21 protein-coding genes are annotated in these 20,411 nt (G+C 70.7%); 3 read left to right on the forward strand and 18 right to left on the reverse strand.

Going from position 1 to position 20,411, the window contains the following annotated elements; translation table 11 throughout:
* Positions 1-10 precede the first annotated feature (10 nt).
* Positions 11-589 (reverse strand): hypothetical protein, encoded by a 579-nt coding sequence (locus A4V12_RS25885; protein ID WP_064071823.1) that lies wholly within the window; start codon positions 587-589, stop codon positions 11-13.
* 151 nt (positions 590-740) lie between these two features.
* Here A4V12_RS25885 and A4V12_RS25890 point away from each other — a divergent pair, with 151 nt between their 5' ends.
* From A4V12_RS25890 to A4V12_RS25900, 3 genes are all read left to right on the forward strand, one after another.
* Positions 741-1,943 (forward strand): sensor histidine kinase, encoded by a 1,203-nt coding sequence (locus A4V12_RS25890; RefSeq protein ID WP_079137344.1) that lies wholly within the window; start codon positions 741-743, stop codon positions 1,941-1,943.
* Positions 1,940-2,611 carry a response regulator gene (locus A4V12_RS25895; protein ID WP_064071825.1) on the forward strand — a complete coding sequence of 224 codons (672 nt, stop codon included), beginning with the start codon at positions 1,940-1,942 and terminating at the stop codon, positions 2,609-2,611. The genes A4V12_RS25890 and A4V12_RS25895 overlap by 4 nt, the downstream gene beginning before the upstream one ends.
* 129 nt (positions 2,612-2,740) lie before the next feature.
* Positions 2,741-4,597, forward strand: a complete 1,857-nt coding sequence (locus A4V12_RS25900) for a glycosyl hydrolase family 18 protein (protein ID WP_079137345.1) — start codon at positions 2,741-2,743, stop codon at positions 4,595-4,597.
* On the opposite strand, the gene A4V12_RS25905 is transcribed toward A4V12_RS25900, so the two are convergent.
* From A4V12_RS25905 to prfA, 17 genes are all read right to left on the reverse strand, one after another.
* Complete coding sequence (locus A4V12_RS25905; protein ID WP_064071827.1) at positions 4,578-5,354, reverse strand: 4'-phosphopantetheinyl transferase family protein; 777 nt, start codon at positions 5,352-5,354, stop codon at positions 4,578-4,580. The two genes, A4V12_RS25900 and A4V12_RS25905, sit on opposite strands and share 20 nt — an antisense overlap.
* Positions 5,351-5,830, reverse strand: coding sequence for a DUF2550 domain-containing protein (locus A4V12_RS25910; RefSeq protein WP_064071828.1), 480 nt, complete (start codon positions 5,828-5,830; stop codon positions 5,351-5,353). The genes A4V12_RS25905 and A4V12_RS25910 overlap by 4 nt, the downstream gene beginning before the upstream one ends.
* A gap of 123 nt (positions 5,831-5,953) precedes the next feature.
* On the reverse strand, positions 5,954-6,328 hold the full coding sequence (locus A4V12_RS25915) for a F0F1 ATP synthase subunit epsilon (protein ID WP_064071829.1): 375 nt from the start codon (positions 6,326-6,328) through the stop codon (positions 5,954-5,956).
* Between the two features lie 154 nt (positions 6,329-6,482).
* Positions 6,483-7,925: a F0F1 ATP synthase subunit beta gene (gene atpD, locus A4V12_RS25920; RefSeq protein ID WP_064071830.1), complete on the reverse strand. Its 1,443-nt coding sequence runs from the start codon at positions 7,923-7,925 to the stop codon at positions 6,483-6,485.
* Entirely contained in the window at positions 7,925-8,842 is a 918-nt protein-coding gene (locus A4V12_RS25925) for a F0F1 ATP synthase subunit gamma (RefSeq protein WP_064071831.1), read from the reverse strand. The genes atpD and A4V12_RS25925 overlap by 1 nt, the downstream gene beginning before the upstream one ends.
* A 20-nt stretch (positions 8,843-8,862) precedes the next feature.
* A complete protein-coding gene (gene atpA, locus A4V12_RS25930) occupies positions 8,863-10,461 on the reverse strand; it encodes a F0F1 ATP synthase subunit alpha (RefSeq protein WP_064071832.1) in 1,599 nt (532 codons plus the stop codon).
* A 126-nt stretch (positions 10,462-10,587) separates the two neighbouring features.
* Complete coding sequence (locus A4V12_RS25935; RefSeq protein ID WP_064071833.1) at positions 10,588-11,403, reverse strand: F0F1 ATP synthase subunit delta; 816 nt, start codon at positions 11,401-11,403, stop codon at positions 10,588-10,590.
* Positions 11,400-11,945 (reverse strand): F0F1 ATP synthase subunit B, encoded by a 546-nt coding sequence (locus tag A4V12_RS25940; RefSeq protein ID WP_064071834.1) that lies wholly within the window; start codon positions 11,943-11,945, stop codon positions 11,400-11,402. Before A4V12_RS25940 ends, A4V12_RS25935 begins: the two co-directional genes overlap by 4 nt.
* 41 nt (positions 11,946-11,986) lie before the next feature.
* Positions 11,987-12,220 carry an ATP synthase F0 subunit C gene (gene atpE, locus A4V12_RS25945; protein WP_010474382.1) on the reverse strand — a complete coding sequence of 78 codons (234 nt, stop codon included), beginning with the start codon at positions 12,218-12,220 and terminating at the stop codon, positions 11,987-11,989.
* An 87-nt stretch (positions 12,221-12,307) separates the two neighbouring features.
* On the reverse strand, positions 12,308-13,120 hold the full coding sequence (atpB, locus tag A4V12_RS25950; protein ID WP_064071835.1) for a F0F1 ATP synthase subunit A: 813 nt from the start codon (positions 13,118-13,120) through the stop codon (positions 12,308-12,310).
* 224 nt (positions 13,121-13,344) lie between these two features.
* A complete protein-coding gene (locus A4V12_RS25955) occupies positions 13,345-13,782 on the reverse strand; it encodes a hypothetical protein (protein ID WP_064071836.1) in 438 nt (145 codons plus the stop codon).
* Between the two features lie 263 nt (positions 13,783-14,045).
* Positions 14,046-15,368, reverse strand: a complete 1,323-nt coding sequence (locus A4V12_RS25960; protein ID WP_064071902.1) for an MraY family glycosyltransferase — start codon at positions 15,366-15,368, stop codon at positions 14,046-14,048.
* A 106-nt stretch (positions 15,369-15,474) separates the two neighbouring features.
* A complete protein-coding gene (gene glyA / locus A4V12_RS25965) occupies positions 15,475-16,749 on the reverse strand; it encodes a serine hydroxymethyltransferase (protein ID WP_064071837.1) in 1,275 nt (424 codons plus the stop codon).
* Positions 16,750-17,051: 302 nt separating this feature from the next.
* Positions 17,052-17,690: a protein-tyrosine-phosphatase gene (locus tag A4V12_RS25970; RefSeq protein ID WP_064071838.1), complete on the reverse strand. Its 639-nt coding sequence runs from the start codon at positions 17,688-17,690 to the stop codon at positions 17,052-17,054.
* Positions 17,687-18,334, reverse strand: a complete 648-nt coding sequence (locus A4V12_RS25975) for an L-threonylcarbamoyladenylate synthase (RefSeq protein WP_064071839.1) — start codon at positions 18,332-18,334, stop codon at positions 17,687-17,689. The genes A4V12_RS25970 and A4V12_RS25975 overlap by 4 nt, the downstream gene beginning before the upstream one ends.
* A 28-nt stretch (positions 18,335-18,362) precedes the next feature.
* Positions 18,363-19,244 (reverse strand): peptide chain release factor N(5)-glutamine methyltransferase, encoded by an 882-nt coding sequence (gene prmC, locus A4V12_RS25980; protein WP_199831389.1) that lies wholly within the window; start codon positions 19,242-19,244, stop codon positions 18,363-18,365.
* Positions 19,245-19,293: 49 nt separating this feature from the next.
* A complete protein-coding gene (prfA, locus tag A4V12_RS25985; RefSeq protein WP_064071840.1) occupies positions 19,294-20,373 on the reverse strand; it encodes a peptide chain release factor 1 in 1,080 nt (359 codons plus the stop codon).
* Between the last annotated feature and the right edge of the window lie 38 nt (positions 20,374-20,411).

A 20,411-nucleotide genomic window follows, 5' to 3' on the forward strand; every position in this document is an offset into this window, starting at 1 on the left:
CGGGCCGGTGTCAGGGGCGCTCCGCCCGGGCCGGTTCGCGCGGGGCGGGCTCCGCGGCCGGGGCCTTCCGCGGCCGGACCGCGTACGACGCCGCGATCAGGCCGTGGATGACCGCCGTCTTCCACGCCGCGCCCATCCAGCCCTGCAGCGGGGCGGTGCGGCCGGGGTCGCCGACGTACAGGATCGCGAGCCACAGCAGGACCGTGGCGACCACCGCGCCGACGAGTGTGCCCAGCCAGATCCGGCCCTCGTGCCGGGCGCGCGCCATGCCGTAGCGGGGCGGCGTCACGGGCCGGGGGCCGCCGGCGAGGCGGTGGGCGGCGTGGCCGTCCAGCCACGTCACGGTGCGGTGGCCGTGCCCGACGGTGTAGCCGATGTACAGCGCGGCCAGCCCGTGCTTCCAGCTCGGATCGGCGCCGTTTTTGAGGTCGATCGCCGTGACGACCAGCAGGACGACCTCCAGCAGCGGCTCGCACAGCAGCAGCGCCGCGCCCGTGCGGGGCATCCGCAGCAGGTAGCGGGCGGCCAGTCCGGCGGCCAGCAGCACCCAGAAGCCGACTTCACAGATCACGATGAGCGCGACTACCACGGCACTCTCCCTTCGTTGCCCCTCCAGCCTCCCGGCGGCCGCGCGCCGGCGCGTCGTCACCGCTGACGAATCGGTACTGCATCCTTCGATGTAGTGGGCACTCCGACCGCACGTGGAGGTCCGGCCGGCGCCCGGCGTGTTGGATGGAGGGGTGAGACTTCCCCGTACGCACCGTGACGACGTGCTGATCGCCGCCGCCGGGCTGGCCTGCGGGCTGCTGCTGTGGGGGTTCGGGCTGTACACGCAGGGCCCGAGCAGCCCGCTGCCCGACGGTCCGGTGGTGCTCGTGCCGCTGGTCGCGATGACCTCTCTGGCGCTGGTGCGCCGCACCATGCCGCGCACGGCTCTGCTCGCCGGGACGGTCGCGGTCGTCGGGGACCAGTTCACCCGGGGCAACCTGATGACGGTCGTGATGTTCGCCGACATCGTCTACGCGGCCGTGGTGTACGGACCACCCGCCTCTGCCCGCCGGATCCCGGTCACCACCGGGCTCATCACCATCGCGGTGACGCTCGGGTTCCTCGCCTGGTTCCAGGAGCCGGAGGCGCTGCTGATCGGCGTGGTCACGGCGCTGATCACCTTCTTCCCCGCCCTCACCGGCGCGGTCGTCCGCAACCACCGCCAGGCCGCCGACACGGCCCGGCTGCGGGCGGAGCAGACCGCACTGCTCGCCGAGATGGACCGCCGGCAGGCGGTGATCGCCGAGCGGTCGCGGATGGCGCGCGAGCTGCACGACATGGTGGCCAACCACCTGTCCGCGATCGCCATCCACTCCACCGCGGCGCTCTCCCTCAACGACCCGAAGACCTCCCGCGACGCGCTGGGCGTCATCCGCGAGAACAGCGTCGACGGCCTGGCCGAGATGCGCCGGCTGATCGGCCTGCTGCGCGACACCAGCGGCCACGACGAGCCGGCCGCCGCGCCGACGCTCGACGGCCTGGACGCGCTGGTACGGCAGGCCGGGCTGAACGGCGCCGCGAGCGGCCTGACCTTCCGGCTGGTCGACGACCGGGCGCCGGGCGCCGACCCGCTCCCCGCACCCGTCGAGCTGGCGGCGTACCGCATCGTGCAGGAGTCGCTGACGAACACGCTCAAGCACGCGGACGCGGGGGAGGTGACCGTCGCGCTGCACTCCGCCGACCACGGGCTGACCGTCCAGGTGACCAGCGCCTACGGCAGCCGGCCGGGGCCGCGCGCGCCCGGTTCGGGGGCGGGGCTGGTGGGGATGCGGGAGCGGATCGCGCTGCTGGGCGGCGTGTTCGAGGCGGGCCCGGCGCAGGAGCGGGGCGGGACGACCTGGCGGGTGCGGGCGGAACTGCCCGTGGCGGAGGACGACAAGGAGCCGTCGGCATGACCGGAAACGGAGCCCCGCGCGTACGCGTGCTGGTGGCCGAGGACCAGAGCGCGGTGCGCGCGGGACTGGTCCTGATCCTGGGCAGCGCGCCCGACATCGAGGTGGTCGGGGAGGCGGGGGACGGTGAGGAGGCGGTGCGCCTGGCCCGCCTGCTGCGGCCCGACCTGGTGCTGATGGACGTGCAGATGCCGCGTCTGGACGGCGTTTCGGCCACCCGTCAGGTGGTGGACGAGGGCCTCGCCGACGTCCTGGTCCTGACGACGTTCGACCTGGACGAGTACGTGTTCGGGGCGCTGCGCGCCGGGGCGGCGGGGTTCCTGCTGAAGAACACCGACGCCAGGGACCTGATCGAGGCGGTACGGACGGTGGCGCGCGGCGAGGGCATGATCGCGCCCGCGGTGACCCGCCGGCTGATCGCCGAGTTCGCGGCGCCGTCGAGGCCGGTGCGGGCGCCGGACGCGCCCGACCCGGCGGTGCTGGACGTGCTGACCCGTCGGGAGCGGGAGGTCCTGTCGTGCCTGGGCGAGGGGCTGTCGAACGCGGAGATCGCCGTACGTCTGGAGATGGCCGAGGCGACGGTGAAGACCCATGTGAGCAGGCTGCTGGGGAAGCTGGAGCTGCGCAGCAGGGTGCAAGCGGCGGTGCTCGCGCAGGAGTTGGGCGTCTGAACGAGAGCGTCACCTGTGGTCTGGACCTATTGACGATTGGTCCAGACCTTCCTACGCTCACGGCGCGCACCTTTCACGTATCCGGACGCGAACCCCCACCTTCCCCCGTCCGCAACTTGAGGAGCACCGTTGAGCACTCAAGCACTTCCGCGCAGAACGAGGTTCCGAGCCAGAGCCACGGCCGGGCTGACCGCCCTTCTGCTGCCGCTGGCCGCCATGGTCGGCCTCGCCTCCCCCGCCCAGGCGGCCACCTCGGCGACCGCCACGTACACCAAGGCCTCCGACTGGGGCTCCGGCTTCGAGGGCCGGTGGACGGTGAAGAACACCGGTACCACCACCCTCTCCTCCTGGACCGTCGAGTGGGACTTCCCCTCCGGCACGTCGGTCACCTCCGCCTGGGACGCCACCGTCACCAGCAGCGGCACCCACTGGACCGCCAAGAACGTCGGCTGGAACGGCACCCTCGCCCCCGGCGCCTCCGTCTCCTTCGGGTTCAACGGCACCGGCACCGGATCGCCCACGGGCTGCAAGCTCAACGGCGGCTCCTGCGACGGCGGCCCCACCGTCCCCGGTGACACCGCGCCCTCCGCGCCCGGCACCCCCGCCGCGTCCGACATCACCGACACCTCGGTGAAGCTCACCTGGACCGCGGCCACCGACGACAAGGGCGTCAAGAACTACGACGTGCTCCGCGACGGCGCCAAGGTCGCCACGGTCACCGGCCTGACGTACACCGACACCGCCCTGACCGCCGGCACGGACTACTCGTACAGCGTCCAGGCGCGGGACACCGCCGACCAGACCGGCCCCGTCAGCGGCGCCCGCGCCGTGCGCACCACCGGCGGCGGCACCGACCCCGGACCGGGCCCCGGCGCCAAGGTCAACCTCGGCTACTTCACCAACTGGGGCGTCTACGGGCGCAACTACCACGTCAAGAACCTGGTGACGTCCGGCTCGGCGCAGAAGATCACGCACATCAACTACGCCTTCGGCAACGTCCAGAACGGCAAGTGCACCATCGGTGACGCCTACGCCGACTACGACAAGGCCTACACCGCCGACCAGTCCGTCGACGGCAAGGCCGACACCTGGGACCAGCCGCTGCGCGGCAACTTCAACCAGCTGCGCAAGCTGAAGGCCCAGTACCCGCACATCAAGGTGCTGTGGTCGTTCGGCGGCTGGACCTGGTCCGGCGGCTTCGGCCAGGCCGTGCAGAACCCCGCCGCCTTCGCCCAGTCGTGCTACGACCTGGTCGAGGACCCGCGCTGGGCCGACGTCTTCGACGGCATCGATCTGGACTGGGAGTACCCCAACGCCTGCGGTCTGACCTGTGACACCAGCGGGCCGGCCTCCTTCAAGAACATGATGCAGGCCATGCGCGCCAAGTTCGGTGCCAACAACCTGGTCACCGCCGCCGTGACGGCGGACGCCTCCTCCGGCGGCAAGATCGACGCCGCCGACTACGGCGGCGCCGCGCCGTACTACGACTGGCTCAACGTCATGACGTACGACTTCTTCGGCGCCTGGGCGGCGAAGGGCCCGACGGCCCCGCACTCCCCGCTCACCTCGTACCCGGGCATCCCGCAGGCGGGATTCAACTCCGCCGAGGCGATCGCCAAGTTCAAGGCGAAGGGCGTCCCGTCCACCAAGCTGCTCCTCGGCATCGGGTTCTACGGGCGCGGCTGGACCGGCGTCACGCAGAAGGAGCCGGGCGGCACCGCGACGGGCCCGGCCCAGGGCACGTACGAGCAGGGCATCGAGGACTACAAGGTCCTGAAGAACTCCTGCCCCGCCAACGGCACGGTCGCCGGCACCGCGTACGCGCACTGCGGCACCAACTGGTGGAGCTACGACACCCCGGCCACCGTCACGTCCAAGATGGGCTGGGCGAAGAACCAGGGCCTGGGCGGCGCGTTCTTCTGGGAGTTCAGCGGTGACACCGCGAACGGCGAACTCGTCAGCGCCATCAGCAACGGGCTGAAGTAACCACCCCGCGGCGGGGATGGCGCAAGGTGCCGTCCCCGCCGTACACCGCCTCGTGCAGCACCACCGGGCACTCGGCCCCCAGGACGGCGACCGCCGCGCGGTGGCCGTCGCCCGCGTCGAGATCACGGAGCCGCACCGGCAGGTGCGGCTCCGCCCGTTCCCGCCACTCCAGCAGCGCGGCCGGCGCGTCCGGCGCGCTCACCGTGAGCAGGGCGGGCTCCACCATCAGCCCGTCCCCGGTCGCCTTGAGGACCGCTTCCTTCCGCGCCCAGTAGCGGATGAAACCCGCCGCCCGCTCCGCCGCCGGCAACCGCTCCAGCTCGGCCCGCTCCACCGCCGACAGCACCGTCGCCGCCAGCTCCGCGGCCCGGCCCTCGGCGGCGACCTCCTCGATGTCCACGCCCACCGGCCCGGCGAGCGACAGCGCGACCGCCACCCGGCCGCCCGAGTGCGACCACGACAGCTCCAGGTCCGCGTCCGCCACCCCGGGCTTCCCGTGCGGCTCCGGCCGGTCGCAGTGCCGGCACTCCTGGGTGAGCCGCACCGCGGGCGGCCCGACGCCCAGCTGCGCCGCGACGAGCTGCCGCGCCAGGGCGTGCGCGGTCAGGTACAGCGCGCGGTCACCGGCCCGGACGAAGGCGTCGTGGCGGGCCCGTTCCCGGTCGTCCAGGAGGGCGAGCAGCGCGGGTACGTGGACGGCGTCGGCGAACCAGACATGGCACTCCCCCGCCCCTACGCGGGGTACGTCCGCGCTCACGCCACGTTGACCCTCTGCCCGGGAGGCGCCGCCTCCAGCCAGGCGAGGAAGCCGGTGAGCGCGTCCTCGCTCATCGCCAGCTCCAGATGGCGCCCGTGGTGCAGACAGCCCAGCACCACCGAGTCGGAGAGGAGCGCCAGCTCCTCCTCGCCCTCCGGCATCCGGCGGGCCAGCACCTCGATGCCGGAACGCTCCAGGACGCGGCGCGGGCGGGGCGCGTAGGAGAAGACGCGGAACCAGGCGACCCGGTCGCCGCTGTAACGGGCGACGCCGTACACCCACCCCTTGCCGCTGGGGGTCCCCCCGGCGGAGCCGGGGGAACCGTCACCGGCGTCGGGGACGGTCCAGCGCAGGCTGCAGTCGAAGGTGCCGCCGGAGCGCTGGATCAGCCGCCGGCGCAGCCCGAACACGAAGAGCCCGATCACCACCAGGGCGACGACCAGGGCGCTCACCAGCAGAGCGAGGAACATCTCCACCGACCTCCTCGCATCGTTCGTTCAACGAAATACAACCTGCACCTGCATCGACCTCAGCCGCGGCACGGTCTGGATGATTCCAGACCGGGCCGCGGCTGAGGGCACAACTGTCGGCGCGGTGCGCTATCGCACCGCCACCGCGCGGAGCCGGACATCGGCGCGCCGCTCGGCGGCGGCGTCCGACTCGGCCTTCGCGCGCTCCAGCGCGCGCTCGGCGCGCTGGGGGTCGATCTCCTCCGCCAGCTCGGCGATCTCGGCGAGCAGCGAAAGCTTGTTGTCCGCGAACGTGATGAAACCGCCGTGCACGGCGGCGACGACAGTCCCGCCCTCACTCGTACGGATGGTCACCGGGCCCGACTCCAGCACACCGAGCAGCGGCTGGTGGCCGGGCATGACGCCGATGTCGCCGGACGTGGTGCGCGCGATGACCAGGGTGGCCCCGCCGGACCAGACACTCCGGTCCGCGGCGACCAGCTCGACGTGCAGCTCAGCAGCCAAGGGTGGCTCCTCGGGTCACCACCCGGCGTGTGCCGGGTGTTGGGTCATAAGTCTAGTAGGGCGCCCGGCGTGGTCACGCCGGGCCCCTCGGGTCACACAAGGGGCGTACGAAGGGGGGCGGGACGCGCCCGCCCCCCTTCGCGAGTCACGGGACTCAGGAGACGCCGAGCTCCTTGGCGTTCTTCTTGAGGTCCTCGAGACCACCGCACATGAAGAAGGCCTGCTCGGGGAAGTGGTCGTACTCACCGTCGCAGATCGCGTTGAACGCGGCGATCGACTCGTCGAGCGGCACGTCCGAGCCGTCCACGCCGGTGAACTGCTTCGCCGCGTGGGTGTTCTGGGACAGGAAGCGCTCGACGCGACGGGCACGGTGGACAACGAGCTTGTCCTCCTCGCCCAGCTCGTCGATACCGAGGATCGCGATGATGTCCTGGAGGTCCTTGTACTTCTGCAGGATCCCCTTGACGCGGGTGGCCGCGGCGTAGTGGTCCTCGGAGATGTAGCGCGGGTCCAGGATCCGGGACGTGGAGTCCAGCGGGTCCACGGCCGGGTAGATGCCCTTCTCGGAGATCGGACGGGAGAGAACCGTCGTCGCGTCGAGGTGGGCGAAGGTGGTGGCCGGGGCCGGGTCGGTCAGGTCGTCCGCGGGGACGTAGATCGCCTGCATCGAGGTGATCGAGTGACCACGCGTCGAGGTGATGCGCTCCTGCAGCAGACCCATCTCGTCGGCCAGGTTCGGCTGGTAACCCACCGCGGACGGCATACGGCCGAGCAGGGTGGACACCTCGGAACCGGCCTGGGTGAACCGGAAGATGTTGTCGATGAAGAAGAGCACGTCCTGCTTCTGCACATCGCGGAAGTACTCCGCCATGGTCAGACCGGCCAGGGCGACGCGCAGACGGGTGCCCGGGGGCTCGTCCATCTGGCCGAAGACCAGGGCGGTCTTGTCCAGAACGCCGGACTCCTCCATCTCCGCGATGAGGTCGTTGCCCTCACGGGTGCGCTCACCGACGCCCGCGAAGACGGAGACGCCCTCGTGGAGGTTGGCGACACGCATGATCATTTCCTGGATCAGCACGGTCTTGCCGACACCGGCACCACCGAACAGACCGATCTTTCCACCCTTGACGTACGGGGTGAGAAGGTCGACGACCTTCAGGCCGGTCTCGAACATCTCGGTCTTGGACTCGAGCTGGTCGAAGGCGGGGGCCTTGCGGTGGATCGGCCAGCGCTCACCGACGTTGGCGTTCTCCTCGGGGTGGTTCAGCACCTCACCGAGGGTGTTGAACACCTTGCCCTTGGTGAAGTCACCGACGGGGACCGAGATGCCGGCGCCCGTGTCGGTCACCGCGGCCTGGCGGACCAGACCGTCGGTGGGCTGCATCGAGATGGTGCGGACCAGGCCGTCACCCAGGTGCTGGGCGACCTCCAGGGTCAGCGTCTTCTTCTTGCCGTCCTCGGCCGGGTCGGCAACCTCGACGTGCAGCGCGTTGTAGATCTCCGGCATCGCGTCGACGGGGAACTCCACGTCGACGACCGGGCCGATGACCCGCGCGACGCGGCCCGTCGCCGTGGCCGTCTCAACAGTGGTGGTCATTACTTGTCACTCCCCGCGGTCGCGTCGGCCAGGGCGCTCGCGCCACCGACGATCTCGCTGATTTCCTGGGTGATTTCGGCCTGGCGGGCCGCGTTGGCAAGCCGGGAGAGGCTGTTGATCAGGTCTCCGGCGTTGTCGGTCGCCGACTTCATCGCGCGGCGGCGGGCGGCGTGCTCGGAAGCGGCGGCCTGCAGCAGTGCGTTGTAGATGCGGCTCTCGACGTACCGCGGCAGCAGGGCGTCGAGGACGTCCTCGGCCGACGGCTCGAAGTCGAACAGCGGAAGGATCTCGCCCTTGGTCCCCGTCTCCTCCGCAGCCTTCTCCAGGCTGAGCGGGAGCATCCGGTTCTGCACGGGCGTCTGCGTCATCATCGACACGAATTCCGTGAAGACGATGTGCAGCTCGTCGACCCCGCCCTCGGCCGTCTCCGTGGTGACGGCCTCGATGAGGGGTGCGGCGACCTTCTTGGCGTCCCCGTAGCTCGGGCTGTCGGTGAAGCCCGTCCACGACTCCGCGACCTTGCGCTCGCGGAAGCCGTAGTAGGCGACACCCTTGCGGCCGACGATGTACGTGTCGACCTCCTTGCCCTCGCCGCGCAGCCGCTCGGTGAGCTGGTCCGCGGCCTTGATGGCGTTGGACGAGTAACCGCCGGCCAGACCGCGGTCGCTCGTGATGAGCAGAACCGCGGCCCGCGTCGGGTTGTCCGTCTCGGTGGTCAGCGGGTGCTTGGTGTTCGACCCGGTGGCCACCGCGGTGACCGCGCGGGTGAGCTCGGTCGCGTACGGCGTCGAGGCCGCCACCTTGCGCTGCGCCTTGACGATGCGCGAGGCGGCGATCATCTCCATCGCCTTGGTGATCTTCTTGGTCGCCGTGACGGATTTGATGCGACGCTTGTAGACCCGGAGCTGCGCTCCCATGAGTCAGGTCCCTTCCGTCGTCACTTCGAGACGTTGGCGGCGGCCGGGGCGTCCTCGGCCAGCAGCTTCCCGTCCGAGGTCTCGAACTGCCTCTTGAAGGCGGCGATGGCGTCGGCGACGGCCGTGAGGGTGTCGTCGGACATCTTCGCGCCCTCGCGGATGGAGGTCATCAGCCCCTTGTGCTCGCGGTGCAGGAAGTCCAGCAGCTCGCTCTCGAAGCGGCGGATGTCCGCGACCGGGACGTCGTCCATCTTGCCCGTGGTGCCGGCCCAGACGGAGACGACCTGGTTCTCGGTCGCCATCGGCTGGTACTGGGGCTGCTTCAGCAGCTCCACCATGCGCTTACCGCGCTCCAGCGACGCCTTCGACGCGGCGTCCAGGTCGGAACCGAAGGCGGCGAACGCCTCCAGCTCGCGGAACTGGGCGAGGTCCACGCGCAGACGGCCGGAGACCTGGCGCATCGCCTTGTGCTGGGCGGAGCCACCGACGCGGGAGACCGAGATACCGACGTTCAGGGCCGGACGCTGGCCGGCGTTGAACAGGTCGGACTCCAGGAAGCACTGGCCGTCGGTGATGGAGATGACGTTGGTCGGGATGAACGCCGAGACGTCGTTGGCCTTGGTCTCGACGATCGGCAGACCCGTCATCGAACCGGCGCCCATGTCGTCGGAGAGCTTGGCGCAGCGCTCCAGCAGACGCGAGTGCAGGTAGAAGACGTCACCCGGGTAGGCCTCGCGGCCCGGCGGGCGGCGCAGCAGCAGGGAGACGGCACGGTAGGCGTCGGCCTGCTTCGACAGGTCGTCGAAGATGATCAGGACGTGCTTGCCCTGGTACATCCAGTGCTGACCGATGGCGGAGCCGGTGTAGGGCGCCAGGTACTTGAAGCCGGCCGGGTCGGACGCCGGGGCGGCGACGATGGTCGTGTACTCCAGGGCACCGGCCTCCTCCAGCGCGCCGCGCACGGACGCGATGGTGGAGCCCTTCTGGCCGATGGCGACGTAGATGCAGCGGACCTGCTTCTTCGGGTCGCCAGAGCGCCAGTTGTCGCGCTGGTTGATGATCGTGTCGACGGCCAGGGCGGTCTTGCCGGTCTGACGGTCACCGATGATCAGCTGACGCTGACCACGGCCGATCGGGGTCATGGCGTCGACGGCCTTGTAGCCGGTCTCCATCGGCTCGTGCACCGACTTGCGCTGCATGACCGTGGGTGCCTGCAGTTCGAGGGCGCGGCGGCCCTCGGTCGCGATCTCGCCGAGACCGTCGATCGGGGTGCCGAGCGGGTCGACGACCCGGCCCAGGTAGCCCTCGCCGACAGCGACGGACAGGACCTCGCCGGTGCGGGTGACCGACTGGCCCTCCTCGATGCCGCTGAACTCACCGAGGACAATGGCACCGATCTCGCGCTCCTCGAGGTTGAGGGCGAGGCCGAGGGTGCCGTCCTCGAACTTCAGCAGCTCGTTCGCCATGGTCGAGGGCAGACCCTCGACCTTCGCGATGCCGTCGCCGGCAAGGCTGACCGTACCGACCTCCTCGCGCGAGGCCGCGTCCGGCTTGTACGACTGGACAAAGTTCTCCAGCGCGTCCCGGATCTCCTCCGGCCGGATCGTGAGCTCCGCCATCTGGGTTCCCTGCTCTCCTTGTTGGGCCCGAAGTATCTTTGGGGGATCTGGGGGCTCCCCCCAGAACTTCTGCATCCTCTGCACGGCCCAACCGGGCCGTAGGTAACGCTTTTTGGGTTGTGCTGGTCAGCCGGCGAGTCGCCGGGCCGCCTCGTCGAGACGGCTGGCGACGGTGCCGTTGACGACCTCGTCGCCGACCCGCACCGTGATCCCGCCGAGGACCGTGGGGTCCACGTCCAGGTTCAGGTGCATCTGGCGGCCGTACAGCTTGGCCAGCACGGCGCCGAGGCGCTGCTTCTGCTGGTCGCTCAGCGGCACCGCCGAGGTGACGACCGCGACCATCCGGTCCCGGCGCGCCGCGGCGAGCTTGGACAGGGACTCGAGTCCCGCTTCCAGGCTACGTCCCCGGGGCTGGGTCACGAGACGCACGATCAGCCGCTCGGTGGCCGGGTTCGCCTTCCCGCCGAGCAGGCTGCGCAGCAGCTCGCTCTTGGCGGAGCCGGTGGCCGCCTTGTCGGTCAGCGCGGCCCGCAGCTCGGTGCTGGACGACACGATCCGGCCGAACCGGAACAGCTCGTCCTCCACGTCGTCGAGCGCGCCGGCCTGCTGCGCCGCGGTGAGGTCCGCGGTGTTCGCCAGCTCCTCGAGGGAGTCGACGAGGTCACGCGAGTACGACCAGCGGGACCGGACCATGCCGGAGACCAGGTCGACGGCTTCCCCGCCCACCTGACCGCTCAGCAGTCGCGTGGCCAGCGCGGCCTTGGCCTCGCCGGCCTGCGCCGGGTCGGTCAGGACCCGACGCAGCGACACCTCGCGGTCGAGCAGCGCGGTAACGGCGGCCAGCTCACCGGCGAGCGTCGCCACGTCGACCGACGTGTTGTCGGTCAGCGCGTCGAGGCGCTCGCGCGCGGCAGCCAGTGCCTCGCGGCTCGCTCCGTTCATCGGGCGGCCTCGGCCTTCTCCTCGAGCTCGTCGAGGAAGCGGTCGATGGTGCGGCTCTGGCGGGCGACGTCCTCGAGGGACTCGCCGACCAGCTTGCCGGCCAGGTCGGTGGCGAGCTTGCCCACGTCCTGGCGCAGCGCGGTCGCCGCGGCCTTGCGGTCGGCCTCGATCTGGGCGTGGCCGGCCGCGATGATCTCCTCGCGCTGGCGCTGGCCTTCCGCCTTCATCTCCTGGATGATCGCGGTGCCCTGCTCCTGCGCCTCCTGACGCAGCCGCGCGGCCTCGTGGCGGGCCTCGGCGAGCTGAGCCTTGTACTGCTCCAGCACACTCTGGGCTTCGATCTTGGCCGCCTCGGCCTCCTCGATACCGCCCTCGATCGCCTCGCGGCGCTGCTCCAGAACCTTGTTGATGTTCGGGAGGAGCTTCTTGGCGAGGAAGCCGAAGACGATGGCGAAGGCGATCAGGCCGATGACGAGCTCGTCGAGATGCGGGAGCAGAGGATTCTGAGGCTCCTCCGCCGCCGCAAGGAACAGAGCGTTCACATCAGTGCCTTCCGTGAAAGGGGTTGGGCTGTCGGTCCGGCTTACTTGTAGACGAAGCCCATGACGATGCCGATGAGGGCGAGCGCCTCACAGAAGGCGAAACCCATGATCTGGTTGGTACGGATCAGGCCGGCCGCCTCGGGCTGACGGGCGAGGGCCTGGGTGCCGTTACCGAAGATGATGCCGACGCCGACGCCGGGGCCGATCGCGGCCAGACCGTAGCCGATGGAGGCGACGTTTCCGTTGACAGCGGCGAGAGTCTCGAGAGCGGACATGCCGGTTCTTCCTTCTCTTTCAAGGACCCGGTGGGGGTTGGCCACCGGACGTCTGTTGGTAGGGGGTTGGGCTGGGCCGAGGCCCGCTCAGTGGTGCTCGGAGAGCGCGCCCTGGACGTAGCTGCTGGCCAGGAGCACGAAGACGTACGCCTGAACGGCCTGGATGAAGAGCTCGAAGGCCGTCATGATGATGACCATGACGAACGAGGCGCCGGCGTAGACGAAACCGAGGCCGTTCATCAGGTACCAGGTCGCCAGGGAGAACATGACGATCAGCAGGTGGCCGGCGAACATGTTCGCGAAGAGTCGCACCGCATGCGTGAACGGCCGGATGATCAGGTTCGAGAAGAACTCGAGCACCATGATCAGCGGCAGGATCGCGCCGAGGGACTTGTCGTAGCCGAGGATGTTCTTCCAGCCGCCGACGAAGCCGTGCTTCCTGAAGGTCAGGCTGACCCACATCACGTACACCACGGCGGCGAGGCCGGCCGGGAACGCGATCAGCGAGGTGACCGGGAACTGGGCGAGCGGAATGATCGACCAGAGGTTCATGATCCAGACGAAGAAGAACAGCGACACCATGAAGGGGACGTACTTCTCGCCGTCCTTCTTGCCGATGATCTCGTAGACGATGCCGCGGCGCACGAAGTCGTACCCGGCCTCACCGACCATCTGCAGCTTGCCCGGGACGAGCTTCGGCTTCGCGAAGGCCGCCCAGAAGAACGCGACGATCGCGATCGATCCGAGCAGGGCCAGCAGCATCGGCTTCGTGAACTCGAAGCTGCCGATGGTGGCGATGGGCTCGTACAGGAAGGTGTGGAGGCCCGGTGCCGGAAAGCCACATCCCTCGATGAAGAGGTGACAGCTCGGGTCGAAGGCAAGCGTCTGGTCAGCACTCACCGCGGGCTCCTTCAGCGTGGCGCATAGGTACGGCAACCTCGTTGTGTCGGCGCGGCACGCAGCCGCGGGTCGGCACTGGACTGGTCTTACGGATGGGGGGCGGCGGTTCGGCGTCGAGCCTCGCGCTGGAACAGGCGTCAGCTCGGATGGCCGCGCCCGCAGTGCCGCAGTTGGCACCGGACGATAGCAGCAACGCGAACGAGCATTTATCCCGGCCCTACCCCTCACGTCGACTGCCCCGTCTTCTCGGGCTTGGCGCCCTTGTCGGACGTGGGCTCGACGTAGAGGATCTTGGCCTTCATGTAGGCGCGGGCCTGGGCCGCGACCCAGACGACGGTCGCCGCGAGCAGGGTGAACGCGAACGCCTTGAAGTCGAACAGCGTGGTGTCCTTGAGCAAGGCGAGGAAGATGAAGAGCAGCAGCAGCTGGGCCGTGTAGAGCATCAGCCCCATGGCCTGGAACAGCTGCGGCAGCGACTTCGCCGTCCGCTGGAGCACCACGAGGCCCACCCCCATGAAGAGGACGACCACGAGCGTCCCGACGACGGCGCCGATCGCCCCCTTGCCACCGGCGACCACACCGCTGACGACGGTCGCGATCGCGCCGACGGCAAGGGTGGGTACGGCGGTCTGCAGGAGGGTGCGGACGTCATTGGACGGCATGGCGGCATCTCCGCTTGCTGGTGGGGGCAGTGGTGTCGTCATGGACGAGCGTAAGCCCGGTCCGAGGCGTGCTCTCGGGGTCCGAGGAACCGTCGCACTACGGTCCTTCGGCTCTGTCGCCGGGTCTCGTGAACGGTATCACAAACTATTTGATGAGGTCTTTACCCTGAGGTGTGCTGACTCTCACACATGAGAGTGACCCTGCGCGTGTGTGCAGGACGCCGGGATGGTTTGTCTGGTAATGGCCCGGTCCTACGTTTCCGTCAACCGCGCGTTCCGGCCTTCCGCCGGTCGGGGAGCTCGGGAAGGGCACTGAGGGCGGTCGCCCCGTTGACCCCCGCGGGAACGGGCACGCGCTCGTCGTCCTCGTCGCCGGACGGCGCCGGCGATCCGGCGACGGGCGCCGCCGGGCGCACCGCGCGGCGGCGGTAGCGCGGCGGGACGAACGACTCGGCCCAGCGCGGGGCGCGCGGGGTGAAGCGCGGCAGCAGCAGGAGCACCAGGCCGATGGCGCTCAGCGCGACGATCACCAGCACGATCCACATCGACGCCGAGTGCACGGAGTAGGCCAGCGTCCCGAAGGCGATCAGCGCCGACCAGAAGTACATGATCAGCACGGCCCGGCTGTGCGAGTGGCCGATCTCCAGCAGCCGGTGGTGCAGGTGCCCGCGGTCGGCCGCGAACGGCGACTGGCCGTTCCACGTGCGGCGCACGATCGCCAGCACCAGGTCCGCCACCGGGATGGCGATGATCGTCAGCGGCAGCAGCAGCGGGATGAAGACCGGCAGCGCGGCGTGCGTGGCCTCCCGGGTCGAACCCTCGAAGATCTTCAGGGCGTCCGGGTCGACCTGGCCGGTGATCGAGATGGCCGAGGCGGCCAGCACCAGGCCGATCAGCATGGAGCCGGAGTCGCCCATGAAGATGCGCGCCGGGTGCATGTTGTGCGGCAGGAAGCCCAGGCACATGCCCATCAGGATCACGGCGAACAGCGTCGCCGGGGCCGCGGCCTCGATCGTGAAGCCGTACCAGATCCGGTAGGCGTACAGGAAGAACGCGGCGGCGGCGATGCACACCATGCCGGCGGCCAGGCCGTCGAGACCGTCGACGAAGTTGACCGCGTTGATGGTGATGACGACCAGGGCGACCGTCAGGAGGGTGCCCTGCCACTGGGTGAGCGCGACCGTGCCGATGCCCGGGATCGGCAGCCACAGGATCGTCAGGCCCTGCATGACCATGACGCCCGCGGCGATCATCTGGCCACCGAGCTTGATCAGGGCGTCGATCTCGAACTTGTCGTCCAGGACGCCGATCAGCCAGATCAGGGCGGCCCCGGAGAGCAGCGCGCGCGGCTCGTTGGACAGCTCGAACACGCTGTTGAGGTTCGGCAGGTGGTCCGCGACGAGCAGTCCCGCGCACAGCCCGAAGAACATGGCGATGCCGCCGAGCCTCGGCGTCGGTTCTCGGTGCACGTCGCGGGCGCGGATCTCCGGCATCGCTCCGGCCGCGATGGCGAACTTCCGCACCGGACCGGTGAGCAGATAGGTCACCGCGGCCGTGACACAGAGCGTCAGCAGGTAATCACGCACGGGCTGCCCCACAGGAATCGCTGGCCATCTCAGCCCCACACCCTAGCTCCGCCGCCCCCATGGTTATGGACACACGGGTGTCGTGAACGGTTGCACGGGGGTCCTTCTACCCCCGATACGGTGGATATCGGTCGGCCAGTTCACGCACTTCGGAGCGGACCCTTCCGGCCGAGTCGGGGTCCTCGCGCAGGGCCGCCGCGAACAGCGCGGCGATCCGCTCCATGTCGGCCGCGCCCATCCCCTGCGTCGTCACGGCCGCCGTGCCGAACCGGATGCCGCGGCCGTCCCCGTACGGCAGGGCGCAGGTGTCCAGGACGATGCCCGCGGCCGCGAGCCGGGCCTTGGCAACCCGTCCGTCGCTGCCCAGGGGCGCCGGGTCGGCGGTGATCAGGTGGGTGTCGGTGCCGCCGGTGGTGATGGCGAAGCCCTCCTGGCCCAGGGCGTCGGCGAGCGCCCGCGCGTTGGCCACCACCCGATGGGTGTACGCGGTGAACGCCGGCGTCGCCGCCTCCCCGAAGGCCACCGCCTTGGCGGCGATCGTGTGCATCTGCGCGCCGCCCTGCGTGAACGGGAACACCGCCCGGTCGATGCGCTCGGCCAGCTCCGCGCCGCACAGGAGCAGCCCGCCGCGGGGGCCGCGCAGCACCTTGTGCGTGGTCGCGCAGACGACGTCCGCGTACGGGACCGGGTTGGGCGCCGCCCCGCCGGCCACCAGCCCCATGGGGTGGGCGGCGTCGGCGATGAGGCACGCCCCGACCTCGTCGGCGATCTCGCGGAATTCGGCGTAGTCGATGTGCCGGGGGTACGAGATCGAGCCGCACACGATCGCCTTCGGGCGGTGCTCGTGCGCGAGGACCCGGACCTGCTCGTAGTCGATGAGCCCCGACTCGGCGTCCACGCCGTAGGGGACGAAGTCGAACCAGCGGCCGGAGAAGTTCGCCGGCGACCCGTGCGTGAGGTGCCCCCCGTACGCCAGACCCATGGCCAGCACCGTGTCGCCCGGCCGCAGCAGCGCCGCGTAGGCGGCGAGGACGGCGGAGGAGCCGGAGTGGGCCTGGACGTTCGCGTGCTCGGCGCCGAACAGCTCGGTGGCCCGCCGGACGGCGATCCGCTCGGCGGCGTCCGCGTACTCGCAGCCACCGTGGTGGCGGGAGCCGGGGTAGCCCTCGGCGTACTTGTTGGCGAGCGGCGACCCGAGCGCGGCCAGCACCGCGGGCGAGACGAAGTTCTCGGCGGCGATCAGTTGCAGGCTGTCGGCCTGCCGCCGCCCCTCCCCCGCCAGCACGTCGGCGATCTCGGGGTCCTGCCGTCGCAGGACGTCGACGTCCGCCCCGTGCGCGTTCGTCTCGCGCACGTCGGCGGCAGCAGCGGTGACCGGCATCAGTGGCTCCAGGCGTGGGCGGGCCCCGTCACACCCAATGTAGGCCCGCCCCGCCCCCGCCGCCGGGCGGAAGCACCCGTCAGGGGCCGTGACGACCGCGTGGGCGCCCTGCCGGGGTGTGGGGGGCGATAAGCCTCAGCGCTTCGTGGGGACGCCCGTCAGGGCCGTGACGACCGGGTCCAGGGCCTGCCGGAGCCCATCCCCGACGCGCCCCTCGCACCCCTCGGCCCCGGGGGCCTCGCCGGCTTCGCGGCGCTGCGCCGTACTCCGTCCGGCGGGACCGGACGCCACCGGCCGGTGCCTCAGTGCTTCGTGGGGACGCCCGTCAGGGCCGTGACGACCGGGTCCAGGGCCTGCTGGATCTCCTCGCCGATGGAGCGGAAGAAGGTGATGGGGGCGCCGTACGGGTCGTTGACCTCGTCCGCCTCCGCGCTGGGGGCGAGGAGCCAGCCGCGCAGCGCCGCGGCGGCGCGGACCAGGGCACGGGCGCGCTCGACCATGCCGTCGTCGGCGGGGTCGGGCAGGGTGGCCGGATCTATGGCCCGTACCAGGCGGGTGAACTCCTTCAGGGTGAAGGTGCGCAGCCCCGCCGAGTGGCCCATCGAGATGACCTGGGCCCGGTGGTCGCGGGTCGCCGTCAGCACCAGGTCGGCGCGGATGACGTGCTCGTCGAGCAGTTCGCGCCCGACGAAGCCGCTCGCGTCCGCGCCGAAGTCGGCGAGGACGATCTCGGCGTTGGCCTCCATGGGGGCGCCCTCGTGGCCCCAGGTGCCGGCGCTCTCCACGATCAGGCCGCCGCCCAGCGGGTCGCCCAGCCGGTCGCACAGGGCATGGCGGGTCAGCCGCTCGGTGATCGGCGAGCGGCAGACGTTGCCGGTGCTGACGTGGAGGATGCGGAACGACGTATCCGTGCCTATGCCACGCCCCTCAGGGGCGGTCAATTGGCCACCTCGAGGTCGGGTACCACCTTGCGCAGCTCGTCGACGGAGAGGGCGCCCGCCCGCAGCAGGACCGGGACCTTGCCGGTGACGTCGACGATCGACGACGGGACGATGCCCGGCGTGGGGCCGCCGTCCAGGTAGACGGAGACGGAGTCGCCGAGCATGCCCTGCGCGGCGTCGCAGTCCTCCGGCGCCGGGTGGCCGGTCAGGTTGGCGGACGAGACGGCCATCGGGCCGACGTCGGTGAGCAGCTCGATGGCGACCGGGTGCAGCGGCATCCGGATCGCGACGGTGCCGCGGGTGTCGCCGAGGTCCCACTGGAGCGACGGCTGGTGCCGGGCGACGAGCGTCAGGGCGCCCGGCCAGAAGGCGTCGACGAGCTCCCAGGCCTGCTCGGAGAAGTCCGTGACGAGGCCGTGCAGGGTGTTCGGCGAGCCGATCAGGACCGGGGTGGGCATGTTGCGGCCGCGGCCCTTGGCGTCCAGCAGGTCCGCGACGGCCTCCGGGCTGAAGGCGTCCGCACCGATCCCGTACACGGTGTCGGTGGGCAGCACGACGAGCTCGCCGCGGCGGACGGCGGACGCGGCCTCGCGGAGGCCGGTCGTGCGGTCGGTCGCGTCGTTGCAGTCGTATCGCCGTGCCATCAGCGGGCCTCCTCGTACACGTGCTCTGTCATGGCGTCGCCTTGCGCGCGGTGGCGAAGCGCGGGCGGTTGTTCAGGTCGGGGTGGTCGGCGGCATCCGTCCAGCCGGCCTCCTCGTTGAAGATCCACGGCACCTGGCCGCCCTGGGTGTCGGCGTGCTCGACGACGACGAGGCCGCCGGGGCGCAGCAGCCGGTGGGCGGTGCGTTCGATGCCGCGGATGGTGTCGAGGCCGTCCTCGCCGGAGAAGAGCGCCATCTCCGGGTCGTGGTCGCGGGCCTCGGGCGCGACGTACTCCCACTCGGTGAGCGGGATGTACGGGGGGTTGGAGATGACCAGGTCGACCTGGCCGTCGAGCTCCGGGAGGGCCGTCAGGGCGTCGCCCTGGTGGACGGTGACCCTGGACCCCTCGGCGTTCTTGCGCGTCCACACCAGGGCGTCCTCGGACAGCTCCACGGCGTGCACACGGGAGCGCGGGACCTCCTGGGCCATGGCGAGCGCGATGGCGCCGGAGCCGGAGCACAGGTCGACGATGAGCGGCTCGACGACGTCCATCGCCCGTACGGCGTCTATGGCCCACCCGACGACCGACTCGGTCTCGGGGCGCGGCACGAAGACGCCGGGCCCGACCTGGAGCTCCAGGTACCGGAAGAACGCGCGGCCGGTGATGTGCTGGAGCGGTTCGCGGGCCTCGCGGCGGGCGATCGCCTCCCAGTACCGGGCGTCGAAGTCGGCGTCCTTGACGTTGTGCAGCTCTCCCCGCTTGACGCCGTGCACGAACGCGGCGAGCTCCTCCGCGTCGAAGCGCGGGGAGGGCACGCCGGCGTCGGCCAGCCGCTGGGTGGCCTGGGCCACCTCGGCAAGCAGCACACTGCGGGGGCTTGGGGGTCGCCCCCCAAAATGTTGCTGCACGCTGGTCCTCCGGGCTGCGGGGTCGGTCACGGGGTGGGGGTCGCCGGTGTCACTGGGCGGCGGCGAGCTTCGCGGCGGAGTCGGCGTCGACACACGCCTGGATCACCGCGTCGAGCTCTCCGTCGAGCACCTGGTCCAAGTTGTACGCCTTGAAGCCGACCCGGTGGTCCGAGATCCGGTTTTCCGGGAAGTTGTACGTCCGGATCTTCTCGGACCGGTCGACGGTGCGCACCTGGCTGCGGCGCGCGTCGGCGGCGTTCTTCTCGGCCTCCTCCTGCGCGGCGGCGAGGAGCCGGGAGCGCAGGATGCGCATGGCCTGCTCCTTGTTCTGGAGCTGGCTCTTCTCGTTCTGGCAGGAGGCGACGATGCCGGTCGGCAGGTGGGTGATGCGGACGGCGGAGTCGGTGGTGTTGACGGACTGGCCGCCGGGGCCGGAGGACCGGTACACGTCGATGCGCAGGTCGTTGGCGTGGATCTCGACGTCGATCTCCTCGGCCTCGGGCGTCACGAGGACACCGGCGGCGGAGGTGTGGATGCGGCCCTGCGACTCGGTGGCGGGCACGCGCTGCACGCGGTGCACCCCGCCCTCGTACTTCAGCCGTGCCCAGACGCCCTGGCCGGGCTCGGTGGCGCCGTTGCCGCCCTTGGTCTTCACGGCGACCTGGACGTCCTTGTAGCCGCCCAGCTCGGACTCGGTGGCGTCGATGATCTCGGTCTTCCAGCCGACGCGCTCGGCGTACCGCAGGTACATGCGCAGCAGGTCGCCGGCGAACAGGGCGGACTCGTCGCCGCCCGCGCCCGCCTTGATCTCCAGGATGACGTCCTTGTCGTCGCTGGGGTCGCGCGGGACGAGCAGCAGCCGCAGCTTGTCGGTCAGCTCCTCGCGCTGCTTCTCCAGCTCCTTGACCTCGGCGGCGAAGTCGGGGTCGACCTGCGCGTACTCGCGGGCGGTCTCGATGTCCTCGCCGGTCTGCTTCCAGGAGCGGTACGTGCCGACGATCGGGGTCAGCTCGGCGTAGCGCTTGTTGAGCTTGCGGGCGTTGGCCTGGTCGGCGTGGACCGAAGGGTCGGCAAGCTTCTTCTCGAGATCGGCGTGCTCGCCGATCAGTTCCTCGACCGCCTCGAACATCGGGGGCTCCTGGTTTCGCGGATGTGGCTGCTGTGGAA

This window comes from Streptomyces noursei (genome assembly GCF_001646665.1).
GTDB lineage: Bacteria > Actinomycetota > Actinomycetes > Streptomycetales > Streptomycetaceae > Streptomyces > Streptomyces lavendulocolor.